Here is a 16,579-nt window from a genome sequence, read left to right on the forward strand (position 1 = left end):
CTGGGATACCGAAGCAAAAACAAATTTCTGTCGCTAAATTCTGACACTTTTGCGTGCCAATTTCGTTTCAAAGCGACTCGCATCGAACGTAGATCGGTCCGTGAAGTACGGATTTCACACATGGATCAAATCGAAATGATCTGCGTGCGCACAGAAACATCTGACAAAAGATCTGGGGCCGATTGCATGGCAAATGCGGGTTGTGAACGTTGACGCGTTCGTTTGTGCATCAGGAGCACGATGCGCGAACCTTGTTGGACTGCCGCAAACAGCGGCTCAAAAAAGCGTTCGATACAGTCAGACATCGCGGCTTTTCAATCTCGCGAAATACCTTTGTGGTTGAGATCAACTCCTGTTTATTTTCAGGTGGTTAGCGTCGCTCATGGGATGAGCGGATCGCGCTTGGCATAGCCCGTGCATTTGTAGCTGCGGGCGCAACGACGACCGGTTTCGTGCTTTCGCCGCGGCGTCAGCAATATTGCTCACATTCCAGGGGAAATGCGTTGTTCGTTTGAGCCTCTTTGTCAGCGCGCGGCAGGCCCTTTGCCTCTTCCCATCAACGTTGAATAGCGCGCCGAAAATGGACCCGATCAGGGTGCATTCGAGTATTCAACAAATTTATTATTGGAGTCCTTATGAAGACGAAATTTATCGTTGCTCTATTAGTCGCAAGCTCTGCCTCGCTGGCTGCTCCCGCGTTTGCGAGCGGTTACGGCCCTGCACCTTTTTATCGCCCGGACGTCGGCGAGCCAGCAGCGCAGCGCAGTCAAAGCGCTCAGACGATGGCCGCGGAAGTAAGCTCGCCAAGAATGGTTGACGAAAACAGTAGTGGCGTTGGTGGTAACGAATCGGTCAGATCACAGTCTGGCGGGCCTGCCTCGCCTGATAGCGTCGGCTTGATGTATCGCGGCAATTGATAAGCCCGGTCGCGGGGCGCGAGTCAGCGAGCGCTCCGCGACCGAACTCTTGTTGCCGCGGGCTATTTCAGTTTGCACTCTCGTTTAGCAAAATCATCCCGTGTATGCCCGAAAGCGTCTGTTGCCATGTACTGCTGTTCCGTGCGGCCTGGTTATCGTCAAAGAAAGGTTTTAGCAAGGTAAGCAGATCTTTCGAATCCGACGTGTTCGTTGGCGTGGTGACATCCGACACCAGCACGCCTCTCACGTACTCGGATTGTCGTACAGACTGATTGGACGCCTGGTTCAACGTCGCCTGAAGTAACTTGCCGCGTTTCGTTGCGATGTTGACTGTGCTGCTTGCGTCGTCGTTGATCTGCACATAGTCGTAGTTCTGTGACGCTAACGATTTGTCGAGTCGTAGCGTGCCGCCGGCTAGCGCCTGGTGGTAAGTCGCTTGCAGATGCGATTGCTGGGTTTGCGAAATCTTGCCGTCCAGCAGATTGCCTTCGGTTCGCGTGCTTTGCGAGACCTGATAGGAAAAAGTATCCGTTTGATTCACCAACATCGGATTGGATGACACCGGGTTATCGGTCATCGAGCCGGTGAAATCGGCCAGACCCGTCAACATGGCATGATCCGACTGGGCCAGCCACGGCGCATAGGCCGTATCGGGAAGCTGTTGCGACGACGTCCCATAATCGCTGTTCAGTTGCGTGAACGCGTCTTTGAACATTGACATCAACGCGGTGTTCCCGTGACCTTTCGCGTCGGCGTTGTCGAACTGCGCCAGATAGCTTGCGATGGCCTGGTTGCGTTGCGCGCCCGAGCCCCAGACTGCGGAATCGCTCGTATCGACCTTGAGGTTGATCGTGCCGGCCGAGTCCGTGACGCTCACGCTCCTTGCTGAACTGTCCAGCGAGATATCGGCTGACACGTTGTTTGGGCCGTCGCCCGTCACATCGAACTGCATATTCACCGACGACAATACCGACGTGTCGTACTGGGTCAGACCGCGCCCGCCGAAGCGATCGTGACCGACTGCGAGAAATTGCTACCCGTGGTCTTGAAGCGATCGAGCAGCGCACTTCCCAGATTGTAGAGTTGCCCGGACATCGTGCCGGCCATGTAGTCGCCCGCCATCGTCAGAGATACGGCATCGGTGTTGCGGTGAGCCCAGGTGATGGTCGGTCCCGTACCCGCCAGCGTTCCGTGCTGCGTGTACACGATGGGCGATTCGACGCCCGCGTAGGGAATCGTGACAACTGTCGACCCGGTCCCGGTGACGGCATCTTCCGATACGACGCTTGCTGTCGAAGCAAGGCTGTTCGCCGTACTCGATGATGGCGTCACCGTTAGAGGAACGCCTACGTTCAATGACGATAAGGTGGTCATAGTGCCGTGCTTTGTTATTTTTCGTTGCAGGATTGAGGTCATCTGCGCGACAAGCGGCTGCAGTCGATATATCGACTGCAAATTGAAAATCTTTAAACTTAATAAATGGTTTTATGGAAACCCGCGACGCTTCGACCTGGCACGATTTTCCACGATAGTTTAGCGGCCACCGACGCGTCCCATATCCTCCTGTGTCGATGCCTTCGCAGTGTAGTCGCCGAAGCGCGAGTTACCACGAGTAAAATGATCCGACTGCAACGCCAACCAGTCAAAAATATGAACCTCGGCCGGATCGACCTTAATCTCTTGCGTGTATTCGACGCAGTATTCGAGGACCGCAATCTGGTCCTTGCCGGAAAGCGGTTGAATCTTAGCCAGTCCGCCGTGAGTCACGCACTTGGGCGGTTGCGGGACGCACTGGAGGATGACCTGTTCGTCCGGACCTCGAAGGGGATGGAGCCGACCGCGCGTGCAGTCGCAATGGCATCGCCGTTGCGCAACGCGCTCCACCAGATTCAAGTGGCGCTGGGCGATGAGCCGTTCCGGCCCGACGTCGCTGAACGTGAGTTTGTCGTCGCGGCGAACGACTACATCACGATGCTTCTTCTCGGCCGTCTCAGTCAGAGACTTGCCGCCGAAGCGCCGATGGTGAACCTTGTGATACGACCTTCCACGCGATTGGATCTCGCCGGGCAAATCGACATCGGCCGGATCGACATCGCCATTGGAATTTTTGCGGAGGTGCCCCCGCGCTTTCAGTCGATGATGGTGTGGCAGCAGAGAGATGTGCTGGTGATGCGTCAGGATCATCCCATTGGCGAACGTACGGTTACTCACGACGACCTGTTGAGCTACCCACTTGTTGCCGTCTCGCTCGGTGGCGCGGAAGAGGGGGCTGTTGGCGGCTTTATCGTTGAACGGGGTTTGGCGCGGCAGTCGGAAATGTTCGATCGGCAGGCGTTGGAAGATGCCTTTCCAGAGGGATCGGCGCGACCGCGGCTGAGGCTCGCTGTGGCTCATTCGCTGGCGATCCCTGCATTGCTGCGTCACAGTGAGATGTTCGCCATCGTACCTTCCCCATTAGGACGCGAGTTCGAGCGCTACGGCGAGCTGAAAACGCGGGCGACGCCGTACCCGCCTCCTGAGTCCGCGGTCAGAGCGGTGTGGCATGCGCGAAACGCCCACGACCCGGCGTTGCAGTGGCTGCGGGCCCAGATACTCGACATCGGCAGGCAGGTTCGAAGCTAGCCGGTCCCGTTTCCTTCAAGATCATCTTGCAGTCTTTTCACCGCGCCTGATCTTCTGGCTATGCCATCATGGGGACACTATGCATATAGATATCCCTAACGCCGCGGAGACCGGTCATCAAATGCATTCGGACGCTCAAGTCGTCGATTCGGTTATCCGGTCACGGAAAGCCGTTCGTGTTTTTCGTCCCGATGCAGTCTCACAGAAAGACATCATTGACATTCTCGATGTCGCGCGCACAGCGCCAAGCAACTCGAACATGCAGCCGTGGCGGGTTCACGTGCTGCGCGGACGAAGTAAGGAGTCGCTGAGTGAGGCGCTTGTGCGCGCCCATGTCGCGGATTTGCATCCGCCGCTGCAGCATATTCCAGACCCCATGCCGGAGGCTTATCGCCCGATGCAGGAGGAGTTCGGCGCGCGATACTACGGCGCCCTTGGTATCGACAAGGCGGACGTCGCCGGCCGCTCCCGCGCCACAGGTCGAAACTTTGGTTTCTTTGGGGCACCGGTCGGCCTGATCTTCACGATCGACGCGAGACTGAAAAAGTACAGTTGGCTCGACTATGGTCTCTTTCTGCAGACGGTCATGCTCGCAGCCCGCGCACGAAGCCTTGATACGTGCCCGCAAGTGTCGTTTGTACGCTATCAGACGATCATCGCAGAGCATCTCTCACTCGAGCCTGGCTTTGACGTGGTGTGCGGTATGTCGCTGGGTTACGCAGACCACGATTCAGCGGTCAACAGACTCGCTATTCCGCGCGAGGCGGTCGAAAGATTTGCAACGTTTGTCGGCTTCGACGAAGAGGCATAGAGTCGAAGACCGTTATTTTTCGACCGGTCAACCAGTCGTTCTCCAATTTCAGAATCCACGTGCGTTGCAGTTGCGCTGCACGCATTCGCATTGCCGAAGAACCCGCGAGCCATGCGCACCGGGCATGGTGTCCCAACGTGTGTATGCGACATGATCACGGTTCATCTGAACACACGATGTGGATCAGCCAGCAATTGTTCAATCGGTTCACCTCAACCTTTTTTTGACTCCACTACTTCTCAGAATATGACAGTAAAGATCCTTGCCTTTTGTGGGAGTACCCGCCGTGATTCCCTTAATCGAAAACTGTTGGAAATAGCCGCGTCTGCGGCACGAACGGATGGTTCGGAGGTCACGTTTATCACACTCGCAGACTTTCCCTTGCCAATTTATGACGCTGATGTCGAGAGTGGGCATGGTGTCCCTGAGCGTGTTCGAGCACTGCAGGAATTGTTCGCCGAACACGACGCGCTGTTAGTCGCTTCGCCTGAGCATAACGGCGGCTACACCGCTGTGCTCAAGAACATGCTGGACTGGGTAAGCCGGCCGACCACGACGGGAAGTTCCGGCCTGACACTCTTCGCAGGTAAGGCAGCAGCGGTTGTTTCGGCATCGCCGGGACCGATGGGTGGTATTCGTGCAATGCTCGGAATGCGGGGTGTCCTTGAGAAGCTGGGCGCGATCCTGATTCCTCAAGGGTTCTCGCTGGGTTCTGCCCATCAGGCATTTGCCGAGAATGGCGGACTCGCCGATGAGAGGGCGGACGCCGAAGTGCGACGTGTCGGTCTTGGCCTCGTTGGCGTGACAAAGCAGCTGACCAGAAGGTGATTGTCGGTGTCCGGGCGCAACTCAACGCGCCCGGCGTGATATCAGTCTGGCGTTCCAGCTTCCAGATTGAAGTGGAACCGGTGTCGACGCGACACAAGCGCAGAACACGCCGTTATCGACGGGTCCTGCGCATGATCAGTTTGCGTCAGGCGCCTTGACGTTGTACGCAATGCGCCCTGCAGGCAGAAAGAACAACGCGATAATTGCACCGCCTTTTGTTTCCGGATAGTGATGACTGCCCGGCGCTGGCGCGGTCCAACCGCCATAACACCAGCCATTCGGACCGGCGAGGGCCGCGCCTTCGTTTAGCGACACCACCATGTTGAATTCGCCGTAGGGATGCGCGTGGTAATCGCCCCGGAAGCTTCCTTCCGGATTGTTTTGGTCATTTCCGGTGCTATCCATATAGACAGCCGTAATACTGAATCCAAAGGTCTCTTCTGAAGGGTCGACAAGACGTGCGCGCCGATAACGGCGTCCGGATATTTCAACGTTAGCCGCCCAGCCTTCTTCCACTACGCCAATCGTGATCAGGCGCTTGAGATCTTTATAGAACTCGCTCGATGTACCGTATTTTTCATTGAGCCACCGTTCGACCTCACTGCCCGTAGTCAGATCCTTGACCTCATCGAGAAAGGGCAGACATTTCGCTATCAGTTCGTCTCTACTGCTTGGGTTATTGGCTTGTGACAAATTTGTCCTCGCTGGTCTGAAGGGCTGCATGTGCAGTCCGGATCGACGACGCCGCGCCGAAGATGGTGGGCTTTGCCCGTCGACGCATAACAACTGGGCGCTCACCGCTGCAGTCACGATGCCACATCGCTTCTCGAGGACGAAGGGGAGAATTTTCAATACCACATTGAATGATGTTCAAGAGCCGCACACCGGATAGAAACCGGTTGAGATGCCGTGGATGCAACGAGTTGCTGCGTTCAATAGGCATATGAACACAATTCATTTCGATATTCGAGGCGTCCGGTGATTCTCTCTCACGGGCGGTAGTGTATGAAAATCATCGCTGATCACGCCGCGGAAGGAAAAGTACATGCGTCTGTGTCCTGACAGGAGAATTTAAATTTTCCAAACGTTCGGCAGATGCAACGTGGATTTCCGTCGCCCCGTGTTTCACCGTGTTGTTGCTTTTTATTTGCAAACATAAGCTCCGGACCAATGATTCGTATCACATAAAGTAGTTTGGATAACGAAGCGACTAGCCAATCATTGGGAGGAGTATGAAGCATGGAAGGTTTGCAGCGTTCGGTCTCGGGATGTTGAGTGCATCGGCTTTCGCACAAAGCAGCGTCACACTGTATGGTTTGATCGATACCGGCATCGAGTACGTGTCTCATGCAAATTCCGCCGGTGACCACGTGGTTCGGATGCCGGCCATCAGCGGGGAATTGCCGTCCCGGTGGGGGATCCGCGGAGCCGAAGACCTTGGGGGCGGCTGGAAGGCCGTCTTTACCCTCGAGAATGGCTTCAATACGAGAGCCGGAGACATTGGACAAGGAGGACGGCTTTTCGGGCGCCAGGCGTGGGTCGGCCTCGATGGACCGTGGGGGGCGCTAACCTTCGGCCGCCAGTACAACATGATTTATTGGGCTTTGTCTGATGCGGACATGCTGGGCCCCGATGTTCACGGGATCGGCGCGCTGGACAATTATTTGCCCAATGCGCGGAGCGATAACAGTATCGTCTACAAAGGCAGCTACAAGGGGGTGACAGTCGGCGCCTCGTATTCGCTCGGTCGCGATGCGGCTGGCACCGGCAATTCGCCGGGACAGGGTACATGCGCCGGTCAGGTTCCAGGCCAGTTCAACCAATGTCGCGAGTGGAGCGCAATGCTCAAATACGACGCGGCAAGCTTTGGCGTTGCAACTGCGTACGACGAACAGCGCGGCGGTGCAAACGCCGCGGCCAATTTCTTTGACGGCATCGGCACTTTTCCCACTGCGTCGGGCGCAGACAAGGACACGCGTATCGCGGCGAACGGTTACGTGAAATTTGCCGGGCTGAAGGTCGGAGCGGGATGGCTCGGAAGACACGTCGAGACGAACTCCGTGGCAGCGCCCGACGTACGGTCCAATCTCTACTTCGTAGGCGCCGAGTATTTCGTGACCCCGAGCTTTGTGATCGATGGCGAAGGTTTTCGGATCGTGGTCCGGGACCAGGATGCGCGCGCAACGATGACAACGCTTCGCGCCACTTACTTCTTATCGAAAGCCACTGCGGTCTATATCGGCGGTACGTATTTGTGGAACAGCGCCAAGGCGCACTTTTCCGCGAGCGTGGGCGGCGGGGGCACAACGCCGGCGGCGGGCATGGGTCAGTTCGGTGCGATGGCAGGAATTCGGCACCTGTTCTAACTGGGCACGTGGACGGAGCGCGAGTTGCCCGATAGAAGCGACGGGCACCGTGCTCCGTGAATCCGCAGGGCAATCATCAACCAAGGCAGGCGGACAGTGTTCTGGCGAACGCTCCGCCCGCTTGATCACGGAGTTTGCATGAGCACACGAGATATCGGCGAGCAGAATGTACTTAACGTCGAACAGTTCATTGACGAACGTAGGTTTTCACCCTATCAGTGGCTGATTCTGTTTTTCTGTTTTCTGATCGTCGCATTGGACGGATTCGATACCAGCGCAATCGGTTTTGTTGCGCCGGCGATCGCGAAAGAGTGGGGAGTAACAAAAATCGCGCTTGGACCCGTGCTGAGTGCGGCGCTCGTGGGTCTCGCAATCGGTGCGCTGCTGGCTGGGCCTGTTGCCGACAGGATCGGGCGTCGCAAGGTTTTGATCGGATCGGTCTGCTTTTTCGGCGTGTGGACGATCGCCTGCGTATTCGCTTCGGGTGTTTGGCAACTGTCGGTCTTTCGCTTTTTAACCGGAATTGGGCTTGGCGCGGCACTTCCGAACTCGACGACGTTATTGTCGGAATATGTGCCGGCGAGATGTCGATCCTTGCTGCTGAACGTCATGTTCTGCGGATTCACCTTGGGCGCGTCGGCGGGCGGTGTCGTGTCGGCTGCATTGATCCCCGACTTCGGATGGCGCTCGATCTTCCTCGTGGGCGGTATTGCGCCTGTCCTGCTTGCATGTGCCCTTGTTGCGCTGCCGGAGTCGGTGCGATTCATGGTGATCAAGGGCTGGCCGGATGATCGGATTCGTCGAGTACTTCGAAGAATTGCGCAAGGTGAACTGGTGGCTGTTTCAAAGTTCTCTGTATCTGACCGGGTAGGAGAGAAGGAAAACGCGCCGCTTGCTCTCATCCTTTCCACGCGTTACAGGTTCGGCACGTTGATGCTGTGGCTAGCGTACTTCATGGGCCTGCTTGTCTATTACATGCTGACGAGCTGGATGCCGACGATGATCCATGACGCGGGGTTCACCTTGCGCCAGGCGTCGTTGGTGTCGGCACTGTTTCCGGCGGGAGGCGTAATCGGCGCATTGGGTTGTGGCTGGTTGATGGACCGCTTCAATCCCTGGCGAGTGGTCGCGCTCGCATTTCTGTTGCTGGGCGTCGCTGTCTGCGCGATGGGACAAGGCACTGCCAATGTTCAGTCGCTTGGGATCGCGACGTTCGTGGCGGGTGTCTGCATGACGGGCGCGCAAATGTCGATGCTGGCCCTTGCGGCGCTGTTCTATCCCACACACGGGCGCGCGTCCGGCGTTGCGTGGATGCTGGGCATCGGGCGCTTGGGAGGCATTCTCGGCGCGCTCGGTGGCGGAGCGCTTTCGGCTGCCGGCTACAGCATGATCGCCATTTTGACGTCGATGGCCGCGCCCGCATTTGTCGCAGCCATGGCATTGCTTGTGGCAGTATCGGTCAATAATAAGCAGGGAAGTTTGCAGGCGGCGATTGTTGATCCGAGTCCGTGAGAAAGCGGACGCTGCCGGATTCGCGTTAGCATCTCGGAACAGACCGGATGATGCCGATCGACAGCTTTGCATGGGACCTCAGTAAGCGCTAAAGCGCTAACTGCGGTCGACAGCTTTGCATGGGATCGGAGTAAGCGCCAAAGCGCTAACTCCGATCGACAGGAGACAGCATGGACCTATTCATGTCGATGGAAGCGTTCGTCCGCGCCGCGGAAGCGCAGAGCTTCGCCGGCGCGGCACGCCAGCTAGGCGTCGCCAAATCGGTGGTGACCTCGCGCGTCAAGCAACTCGAGGACCATTTCGGCGTGCCGCTCTTTCATCGTTCGACCCGCGCGGTGCGCCTGTCCGAACTCGGCGAGACGTACTACCGCGAGTGCGCCGAGCTGGTCACCAAGGTCCATGATTTGTCCGGCCGCTCGCGCGGCGATCCGCAGGCGCTCGCGGGCACGCTCAATATCCACGTCCTGCCGGGCTTCGCGCTCGGCCATTTCTCGCAGACGCTGATCGAATTCCGCGCCGCATATCCACGCGTGGAATTCGTCGTGACCGTCAACGACCGGGTCATCGATCCGGTTCAGGAAGGCTTCGATCTGGCGTTGCAAATCTATCCGCCGGCGTCGAACCTGCTGGTCGAGCGGCGTCTCTTTCCGGTGCGCGGCGTGCTCTGCGCCGCGCCTGGCTATCTGAAGGAAGAACCGCTGATCGAGACACCGCTCGATCTGCTGCGGCACGATTTCGCCCGCTATTCGTACTACCCTTGGGGCGATAAGTGGCCGCTGATGCGCGGCAACGAATGCTTCGAAATCGCGCTGAATCCGGTGCTCAAAACCAATAGCGTGCATCTGCTGCTCGAATTCGCGAGGGCCGGCGCGGGCGTCGTCTATCTGCCGACCATGGTCGCCGCCGCCGATCTGCTCGAACGCCGGCTGGAGCGTGTGCTGCCGGAATACGCGGCGCCGCCGCTGTGGCTGTCGGCGGTGTATCCTGCCTCGCACCGCTCGACCACCAAGGTCAAGGCCTTCGTCGACTTCCTGCGCGCGCGCTATCTGCGCGAACCGCAGTGGGACAGGGCGCTCGGCATTGCGCCGCCGGACGACGAAACGAAAAGCGTCGGCGAGGAACTGTCCGACAGTTGAGGCCTACCCGAGGCCCATGAGGGTTCGCCACCAGGTAGTTTCCCTGGCGCGATTTTGGAGCACCCGGGGTTCGCGTTTTCCGACCCTCAGAACATTGCTGTAGTGCCTGTCGCCGCTTAATCTTCGATGCAAGCAACGCATTCGTGGATCAACTGGAGGCAGACATGCAACAAACCTGGTTCGGCAGCCTGGACAACTTTCGGAAAGGCTCCATCGAAATCATCAAGGGCAAACCGGAACATTACGCCATGTCGAATGTATTCGACGTGGCGAGCCGCGCTGAGCCCTACGAGAAAGTCGTCGTCGGCAAGAATCTCAAGTACGTGATCGAGACGCTGCGCGCGGAAGGTTCGTCGCCGTGGTTTGCTGCGTCGCACGATGAGTTCGCAGTCGTGCTCGACGGCGAGATCGACATCTATTTCATCAAGCCGTCGGACGGCCCGCTGGTCGACGCACAGACCGAAGGCAGCGTGCGTCTCGAAGGCCAGCCGTCGGGCCAGTCGATGGGCCATGTGCGGCTGCGTCGCGGCCATCAGGCACTGCTGCCCGCCGGCGCCGCCTATCGCTTCGAAGCGAAGACAAAAGGCGTGCTGCTCGTGCAGACGATCCTCGGACGCTATTCGGTCGAGAAGTGGGCCGACATCTGCATCCACTGAATCCCTCTACACGATCGATCCATCCGGAGCCCATCATGGACAAACTCAGCACCCTGCAAAACGTCACCGCGAGCGAAGCCGACGCGGTCACCGGTTATCGCACCTTCTGCCTCGGCGATTTCGAATTCAGCCGCGACGCTTATTTCGCCACCGTCAGATGGCCCGCCAAAGGTCAGCTCCGCTCGCATCAGATGCATGCCGACGACTTCCTGCGCGCAATGATGCGTGACGTGGCGTGGGGCTTCTTCTACGGCTGGGTCAACTTCGACGAAGTGATCGGCACGCGCAATCACTACGGCAAGGTCGACATGTACGCCGGAGCGTATAACGCGAGCTTCAAGGAAGCGGGCGTCGACCATATCCAGCAGTTCGACACGCCGCTCATCATGGCGACCTTCAAGGCGATCCTGAAGGATTGGGTCAACGAAGGCTTCGACCCGTTCGCCGCGCCGGAAGAAACCGGCTCCGCATTCGGCACGAAACATGGCGACAACATCGCCGCGATCGAGCGCACGCGAATTGCCACCAGGCGCATGCCGGGCCTCGAAGGCGATTCGCCGTTGCGCGACGATCTTCCCGTCAATCGCCAGTTTGCCGATGTCGGCCAGGACGAACCGGAGATTCACGCGGAGCCGGGTTTCGAAGGTGCGCTGCATGCGTTCAGCCTCTTCAAGTATCTGTCGCGCTCGGACGTGACCTGGAATCCCTCGGTCACGTCGGTGTGCCAGCAGAGCCTGTTCTGCCCGACCACCGAGGAATTCGTGCTGCCGGTGTTCCACGGCAACGACCGCGTCGAGTGGTTCCTGCAACTATCCGACCAGATCATCTGGGACGTCGCCGACAAGGACAGCGGCGAGCCGCGCGCGCGCATCACGATGAACGCGGGCGACATCGCCGCGATGCCCGCCGATATCCGTCACAAGGGCTACTCGCAGAAGCGTTCAATGCTGCTGGTGTGGGAGAACGCGACGCCCGATCTGCCCAAGCGCTACGAAAGCGGTGAACTGCCGCCGTATCCGATCCAGATGTAACTCTCCGGCATTCCCTCCGATCGTCGATCGAACGGCGCCAGACCGCTGGCGCCGTGGGGAAAGTCGCGTCCAGGTTTTACTTGCACAGGACTGACATGCAAACGCAACTCTTCATCGGCGGCCGCTTCGTGCCGGCTGCAAACGGCGAAACGCTCGCCTCCCTCAATCCGCACGACAACTCGGTGATCGCCGACGTCGCGATGGCGGGCCCGGCCGATGTCGATCGCGCCGTCGCGGCGGCGAAGGCAGCGTTTCCGAAGTGGAGCAACCTCGCCGCGATGGAGCGCGGGCGCCTGCTTCTCAAGCTGGCCGACGCGATCGAAGCGAATGCCGACAAGCTCGCGCGTCTCGAATCGCTCGATACCGGCCACCCGATCCGCGATACACGCAACCTCGACGTGCCGCGCACCGCGGCCACGTTCCGCTATTTCGGCGGCATGGCCGACAAGTTCGAAGGCTCGGTGATTCCGGTCGAGCAGGGCTTTCTGAACTATATGACCCGCGAGCCGGTCGGCATTGTCGGGCAAGTCGTGCCGTGGAATTTCCCGCTCATGTTCACGAGTTGGAAGATGGCGCCGGCGCTCGCCGCGGGCAACTGCGTGATCATGAAGCCCGCCGAGCTCACGCCGCTGTCGAGTCTGGCGATCGCGGAACTGATGGCCGAGGTGGGTTTCCCGGACGGCGTCGTCAACATCCTGCCGGGCTTGGGTCATGTGGCCGGGCAGTACATCGCCGAACACCCGGAGATCAGCAAGGTCGCGTTCACCGGCTCGACCGCGGTGGGTCGCAAGGTCGTGCAGGCGTCGAGCGGCAACCTGAAGAAGGTGCAACTCGAACTCGGCGGCAAGGGCGCGAACATCGTGTTCGGCGACGCGAATATCGATGCCGTCGTGCAAGGCTCGGCGTTCGCGATCTTCCACAACCAGGGGCAGGCCTGCATCGCCGGCTCGCGGATGATCGTGCATGAATCGATCGCCGACGAAGTACTCGAAAAGTTCGCCGCGTTGAGCCGCACAATCAAAATCGGCGATCCGCTCGATCCGTCGACCGAGATGGGGCCGCTTACCTCGCGTCAGCACCGCGACCGCGTGCTTTCGTTCGTCGATGTCGCCCGCGAACAGGGTGGCCGCGTGCTGGCAGGCGGCAAGGCGCCGGACGATGCGGCGCTCGCCAACGGCTGCTATGTCGAGCCGACCATCGTCGAAGCGAAGCCGGAGCATCGGGTGTCGCAGGAAGAGGTGTTCGGGCCGTTCATGACGGTCACCAGATTCCGCACAGACGAAGAAGCGCTCGCCATCGCGAATGGCACCGAATACGGTCTCGGCGCGGGTTTGTGGACACGCGATCTGCAACGCGCGCATCTGGTGGCGCGCGAGATTCGCGCCGGCATGGTGTGGATCAACTGCTACAAGCGCGTGAGCCCGGCGTCGCCATTCGGCGGCGTCGGCGCAAGCGGCTACGGCCGAGAAATGGGTTTCGAAGCGATGCGCGAATACACGCAGCCCAAGTCGATCTGGGTCAACGTGGATGCGCAGATTCCGCCTTACTACCCGCGTTGAACCACCATGGAACCGTTCATCTATAACGGCTTGCCGTCACGCGTGATTTTCGGTGTTGGCAGTCTCGAGCAGCTCGATCGCGAGATCGGCCTGCTCGGCGCCACGCGGGCGATCGTGCTGTCCACGCCGCAACAGCGCGCGCAGGCCGAAGCGCTCGCGGCGAGCCTCGGCTCGCGGGCGGCAGGCGTCTACGCCGAAGCCGTGATGCACGTGCCGGTCGAAACCGCTCGCGCGGCACGCGACTTCGCCGCAAGCCTCGGCGCCGATTGCGCGATCGCTATAGGCGGCGGCTCCACAACAGGCCTCGGCAAGGCGATCGCGCTCGAAACCTCGCTGCCGATCATCGCGATTCCGACCACGTATGCAGGCTCCGAGATGACGCCGATTTACGGCCTCACCGAGGGCGGCGTCAAAAAGACCGGCCGCGATCTGCGTGTGCTGCCGAAGACGGTGATCTACGACCCGGCATTGACAACGTCGCTGCCGCCTGGGTTGTCGCTGACGAGTGGGATCAACGCCATCGCCCACGCGGCGGAAGGACTCTACGCGCAGGACGCGAATCCGATCATCAGCCTGATGGCGGAAGAGGGCATCCGCGCGCTCGGCCAGGGGCTGCCTCGCGTGATGCAGCAACCAGGCGATCTCGCGGCGCGCGGCGATTGCCTGTATGGCGCCTGGCTATGCGGCGCGGTGCTCGGCAGCGTCGGCATGGCCTTGCATCACAAGCTGTGCCATACGCTCGGCGGCACTTTCAATCTGCCGCACGCAGAGACGCACACCATCGTGCTGCCGCATGTGCTCGCCTATAACCGTGCAGCTGCACCCGAGGCGATGAAGCGTATCGCCCACGCATTGCATGCCGACGACGCCGCGCAAGCCGTATTCGATCTCGCACACGATCACGGCGCGCCGACCGCGCTAAAAGACATCGGCCTCACATCAGCCGATCTCGATGTCGCACTCGATCTCGCGTTGAAGAACCCGTACTGGAATCCGCGGCCGGTCGAACGAATACCGCTGCGTGCCTTGCTCGAAGCCGCCTTCGATGGCCGACGGCCGGACTAGCGCGCCCGAATCACTCATACAAAAAAATTCAGGAGACAACCATGGACTCACATACCTTCGATGCGAGACGCCGCCGCTTTGTCAGCCTCGCGGCAGGCGGTGCGCTCGCCGCTACGACCTCGGCATTTTCGCCGCTCGTTTTCGCGGCCGGTCCACGCACGCTGAAAATCGGCTACGTATCGCCGCAAACCGGACCGCTCGCGCCGTTCGGCGAAGCGGATCGCTTCACGATCCAGCAGATGCAGACTGCGCTGAAAAACGGCATCGTGATTGGCGGCAAATCGTATCCGGTGTCGATTGTCGTCAAGGATAGCCAGTCGAATCCGAATCGCGCCGGCGAAGTCGCCAACGACCTGATCCTGAAGGACAAGGTCGACATCATGCTGGTGTCCGGCACGCCGGAGACCGCCAATCCCGTGAGCGACGCGTGCGAACTGAACGAGATGCCGTGTGTGTCGACGGTGGTGCCGTGGCAGCCGTGGTTCTTCGGCAGAAAGGGCGATCCGAAGAAGGGCTTCCGCTTTACCTATCACTTCTTCTGGGGACTGGAAGATGTGATCACCGTCTACACCGGCATGTGGCAATCGGTGCAAACCAATCACAGCGTAGGCGGCCTCTTTCCCAACGACGGCGACGGCAACGCCTGGGGCGACGCGAAGCTCGGCTTTCCGCCCGTGCTTGCGCAGAAGGGCTTCACGCTGAAGGACCCCGGCCGCTTCCAGAGCATGACGCAGGACTTCTCCGCGCAGATTTCGTCGTTCAAGCAGTCGAATGCGCAGATCGTCACCGGCGTCGTGATTCCGCCTGACGCCAAGAACTTTCTCGTTCAGGCGCGTCAGCAAGGGCTGAAGCCCAAGGTCATTTCGATCGGCAAGGCGCTGCTGTTTCCGACCTCGATCGAAGCGCTCGGCGATCTCGGCGACGGACTCTCCACCGAGGTGTGGTGGTCGCCTTCTCATCCGTTCAAATCGTCGCTGACAGGGCAAACCGCGCGGCAAGTCGCCGACGACTACGAGCGCGTCACCTCGAAGCAATGGACCCAACCGATCGGTTTCGCCCACGCGCTATTCGAAATCGCCGTCGATTCGTTAAAGCGCGCGAAAGACGTCGACTCGAACGAAGCGATCCGTGACGCGGTGGCCTCGACGAAGCTCGATACGCTGGTCGGCCACGTCGCCTGGGGCGGTGGCCCGGTGAAGAACGTCGCGAAGACGCCGCTTGTAGGCGGGCAATGGGTGAAAGGGCAGAAGCATCCCTTCGACCTCGCGATCGTCAACAACCAGCTCGCGCCGAGCGTGCCGCTGTCCGGCCCGCTGAAGCTGATCGCCTGAAATCAACGCGGAGAGCAGTGATGAATCCAGTGCTCAGACTCACCAGCGTGTCGAAGCGCTACGGCGCGCTGCAGGTGACCGACGATATCAGCTTCGCTGTCGAACGCGGCGAAACCTACGGCATCCTCGGCCCGAACGGCGCCGGCAAGACCACGCTGTTCAACCTCGTCAGCGGCGACGTGCGGCCCGATCAGGGCAGTGTCGAATTCGACGGCGCGGATGTGAACCACTTGCCGCCGCATCGACGTTGCGTGGCGGGTATCGGCCGCTCGTATCAGGTGCCGCGGCCGTTCGGCGGGATGACGGTGTTTGAAAACCTGCTGGTCGGCGCGACCTTTGGCGGCGAACTGACCGGCCACGCCGCGTACGACGTCTGCGTCGACGTGCTCGAACGCACCGGCCTCAAAGCCCGCGCCAATCAGTTGGCCGGCACGCTGGGGCTGCTCGACCGCAAACGGCTCGAACTGGCTCGCGCGCTCGCGACGCAGCCGCAACTGCTGCTGCTCGACGAGATCGCCGGCGGCCTCACCGAACCCGAAACGCACGCACTCGTCGACGAGATTCGCCGCGTCAAGGAGCGTGGCGTGACGATCGTGTGGATCGAACATGTCGTGCATGCGCTGCTCGCGGTGGCTGACCGTCTGCTTGTCATCAACTTCGGCAAGCGGCTCGCGGAGGGCTTGCCCGCCGCGGTGATGGACGACCCCGAAGTGCGGCGCGTGTATCTCGGACTGGAGGCTTGATC

17 protein-coding genes are annotated in these 16,579 nt (G+C 59.9%); 13 read left to right on the forward strand and 4 right to left on the reverse strand.

Annotated features, from left to right (window positions below; all coding sequences use genetic code 11):
• Positions 1 to 125: 125 nt before the first annotated feature.
• Positions 126 to 305 carry a hypothetical protein gene (locus tag PQR42_RS25820; protein ID WP_408209060.1) on the reverse strand — a complete coding sequence of 60 codons (180 nt, stop codon included), beginning with the start codon at positions 303 to 305 and terminating at the stop codon, positions 126 to 128.
• Positions 306 to 635: 330 nt separating this feature from the next.
• On the opposite strand from PQR42_RS25820, the gene PQR42_RS25825 reads away from it, so the two are divergent.
• The gene (locus PQR42_RS25825; RefSeq protein WP_408389696.1) at positions 636 to 917 is read left to right on the forward strand and encodes a hypothetical protein; all 282 of its coding nucleotides are present in this window, start codon (positions 636 to 638) and stop codon (positions 915 to 917) included.
• A 67-nt stretch (positions 918 to 984) separates the two neighbouring features.
• Here PQR42_RS25825 and PQR42_RS25830 read toward each other — a convergent pair whose 3' ends face one another.
• Together PQR42_RS25830 and PQR42_RS25835 are read right to left on the reverse strand one after the other, a co-directional pair.
• A complete protein-coding gene (locus tag PQR42_RS25830) occupies positions 985 to 1,884 on the reverse strand; it encodes a hypothetical protein (protein ID WP_408389694.1) in 900 nt (299 codons plus the stop codon).
• A gap of 20 nt (positions 1,885 to 1,904) precedes the next feature.
• Positions 1,905 to 2,249 carry a hypothetical protein gene (locus tag PQR42_RS25835; RefSeq protein WP_408389692.1) on the reverse strand — a complete coding sequence of 115 codons (345 nt, stop codon included), beginning with the start codon at positions 2,247 to 2,249 and terminating at the stop codon, positions 1,905 to 1,907.
• A 318-nt stretch (positions 2,250 to 2,567) separates the two neighbouring features.
• Here PQR42_RS25835 and PQR42_RS25840 point away from each other — a divergent pair, with 318 nt between their 5' ends.
• The 3 genes from PQR42_RS25840 to PQR42_RS25850 all read left to right on the forward strand — a co-directional run bounded on the left by PQR42_RS25840 (position 2,568) and on the right by PQR42_RS25850 (position 5,178).
• Positions 2,568 to 3,539: a LysR family transcriptional regulator gene (locus PQR42_RS25840; RefSeq protein ID WP_408209303.1), complete on the forward strand. Its 972-nt coding sequence runs from the start codon at positions 2,568 to 2,570 to the stop codon at positions 3,537 to 3,539.
• Between the two features lie 79 nt (positions 3,540 to 3,618).
• Entirely contained in the window at positions 3,619 to 4,350 is a 732-nt protein-coding gene (locus PQR42_RS25845; protein WP_408389690.1) for a nitroreductase, read from the forward strand.
• Between the two features lie 150 nt (positions 4,351 to 4,500).
• On the forward strand, positions 4,501 to 5,178 hold the full coding sequence (locus PQR42_RS25850) for an NADPH-dependent FMN reductase (RefSeq protein ID WP_408389688.1): 678 nt from the start codon (positions 4,501 to 4,503) through the stop codon (positions 5,176 to 5,178).
• A 135-nt stretch (positions 5,179 to 5,313) separates the two neighbouring features.
• Here PQR42_RS25850 and PQR42_RS25855 read toward each other — a convergent pair whose 3' ends face one another.
• On the reverse strand, positions 5,314 to 5,901 hold the full coding sequence (locus tag PQR42_RS25855) for a 4-hydroxylaminobenzoate lyase (RefSeq protein ID WP_408209074.1): 588 nt from the start codon (positions 5,899 to 5,901) through the stop codon (positions 5,314 to 5,316).
• Between the two features lie 509 nt (positions 5,902 to 6,410).
• Here PQR42_RS25855 and PQR42_RS25860 point away from each other — a divergent pair.
• The 9 genes from PQR42_RS25860 (at position 6,411) to PQR42_RS25900 (ending at position 16,577) form a co-directional block, all read left to right on the forward strand.
• The gene (locus PQR42_RS25860) at positions 6,411 to 7,544 is read left to right on the forward strand and encodes a porin (protein WP_408389686.1); all 1,134 of its coding nucleotides are present in this window, start codon (positions 6,411 to 6,413) and stop codon (positions 7,542 to 7,544) included.
• Between the two features lie 138 nt (positions 7,545 to 7,682).
• Positions 7,683 to 9,056 carry an MFS transporter gene (locus PQR42_RS25865; protein WP_408389767.1) on the forward strand — a complete coding sequence of 458 codons (1,374 nt, stop codon included), beginning with the start codon at positions 7,683 to 7,685 and terminating at the stop codon, positions 9,054 to 9,056.
• 170 nt (positions 9,057 to 9,226) lie between these two features.
• Positions 9,227 to 10,192, forward strand: a complete 966-nt coding sequence (locus PQR42_RS25870; RefSeq protein ID WP_132382599.1) for a LysR family transcriptional regulator — start codon at positions 9,227 to 9,229, stop codon at positions 10,190 to 10,192.
• Positions 10,193 to 10,356: 164 nt separating this feature from the next.
• Positions 10,357 to 10,848, forward strand: a complete 492-nt coding sequence (locus PQR42_RS25875; protein WP_106301548.1) for a cupin domain-containing protein — start codon at positions 10,357 to 10,359, stop codon at positions 10,846 to 10,848.
• 35 nt (positions 10,849 to 10,883) lie between these two features.
• Entirely contained in the window at positions 10,884 to 11,879 is a 996-nt protein-coding gene (locus PQR42_RS25880; protein ID WP_408389684.1) for a hydroxyquinol 1,2-dioxygenase, read from the forward strand.
• A gap of 95 nt (positions 11,880 to 11,974) precedes the next feature.
• Entirely contained in the window at positions 11,975 to 13,438 is a 1,464-nt protein-coding gene (locus PQR42_RS25885) for an aldehyde dehydrogenase family protein (RefSeq protein WP_408389682.1), read from the forward strand.
• 6 nt (positions 13,439 to 13,444) lie between these two features.
• On the forward strand, positions 13,445 to 14,503 hold the full coding sequence (locus tag PQR42_RS25890) for a maleylacetate reductase (protein ID WP_408389680.1): 1,059 nt from the start codon (positions 13,445 to 13,447) through the stop codon (positions 14,501 to 14,503).
• A 41-nt stretch (positions 14,504 to 14,544) separates the two neighbouring features.
• Positions 14,545 to 15,834, forward strand: a complete 1,290-nt coding sequence (locus tag PQR42_RS25895; RefSeq protein ID WP_408389678.1) for an ABC transporter substrate-binding protein — start codon at positions 14,545 to 14,547, stop codon at positions 15,832 to 15,834.
• Positions 15,835 to 15,854: 20 nt separating this feature from the next.
• Positions 15,855 to 16,577 carry an ABC transporter ATP-binding protein gene (locus PQR42_RS25900; protein ID WP_408389676.1) on the forward strand — a complete coding sequence of 241 codons (723 nt, stop codon included), beginning with the start codon at positions 15,855 to 15,857 and terminating at the stop codon, positions 16,575 to 16,577.
• The last annotated feature ends 2 nt before the right edge of the window (positions 16,578 to 16,579 follow it).

The sequence above is a fragment of the Paraburkholderia sediminicola genome, from assembly GCF_046027355.1.
Lineage (GTDB): Bacteria > Pseudomonadota > Gammaproteobacteria > Burkholderiales > Burkholderiaceae > Paraburkholderia > Paraburkholderia sediminicola_B.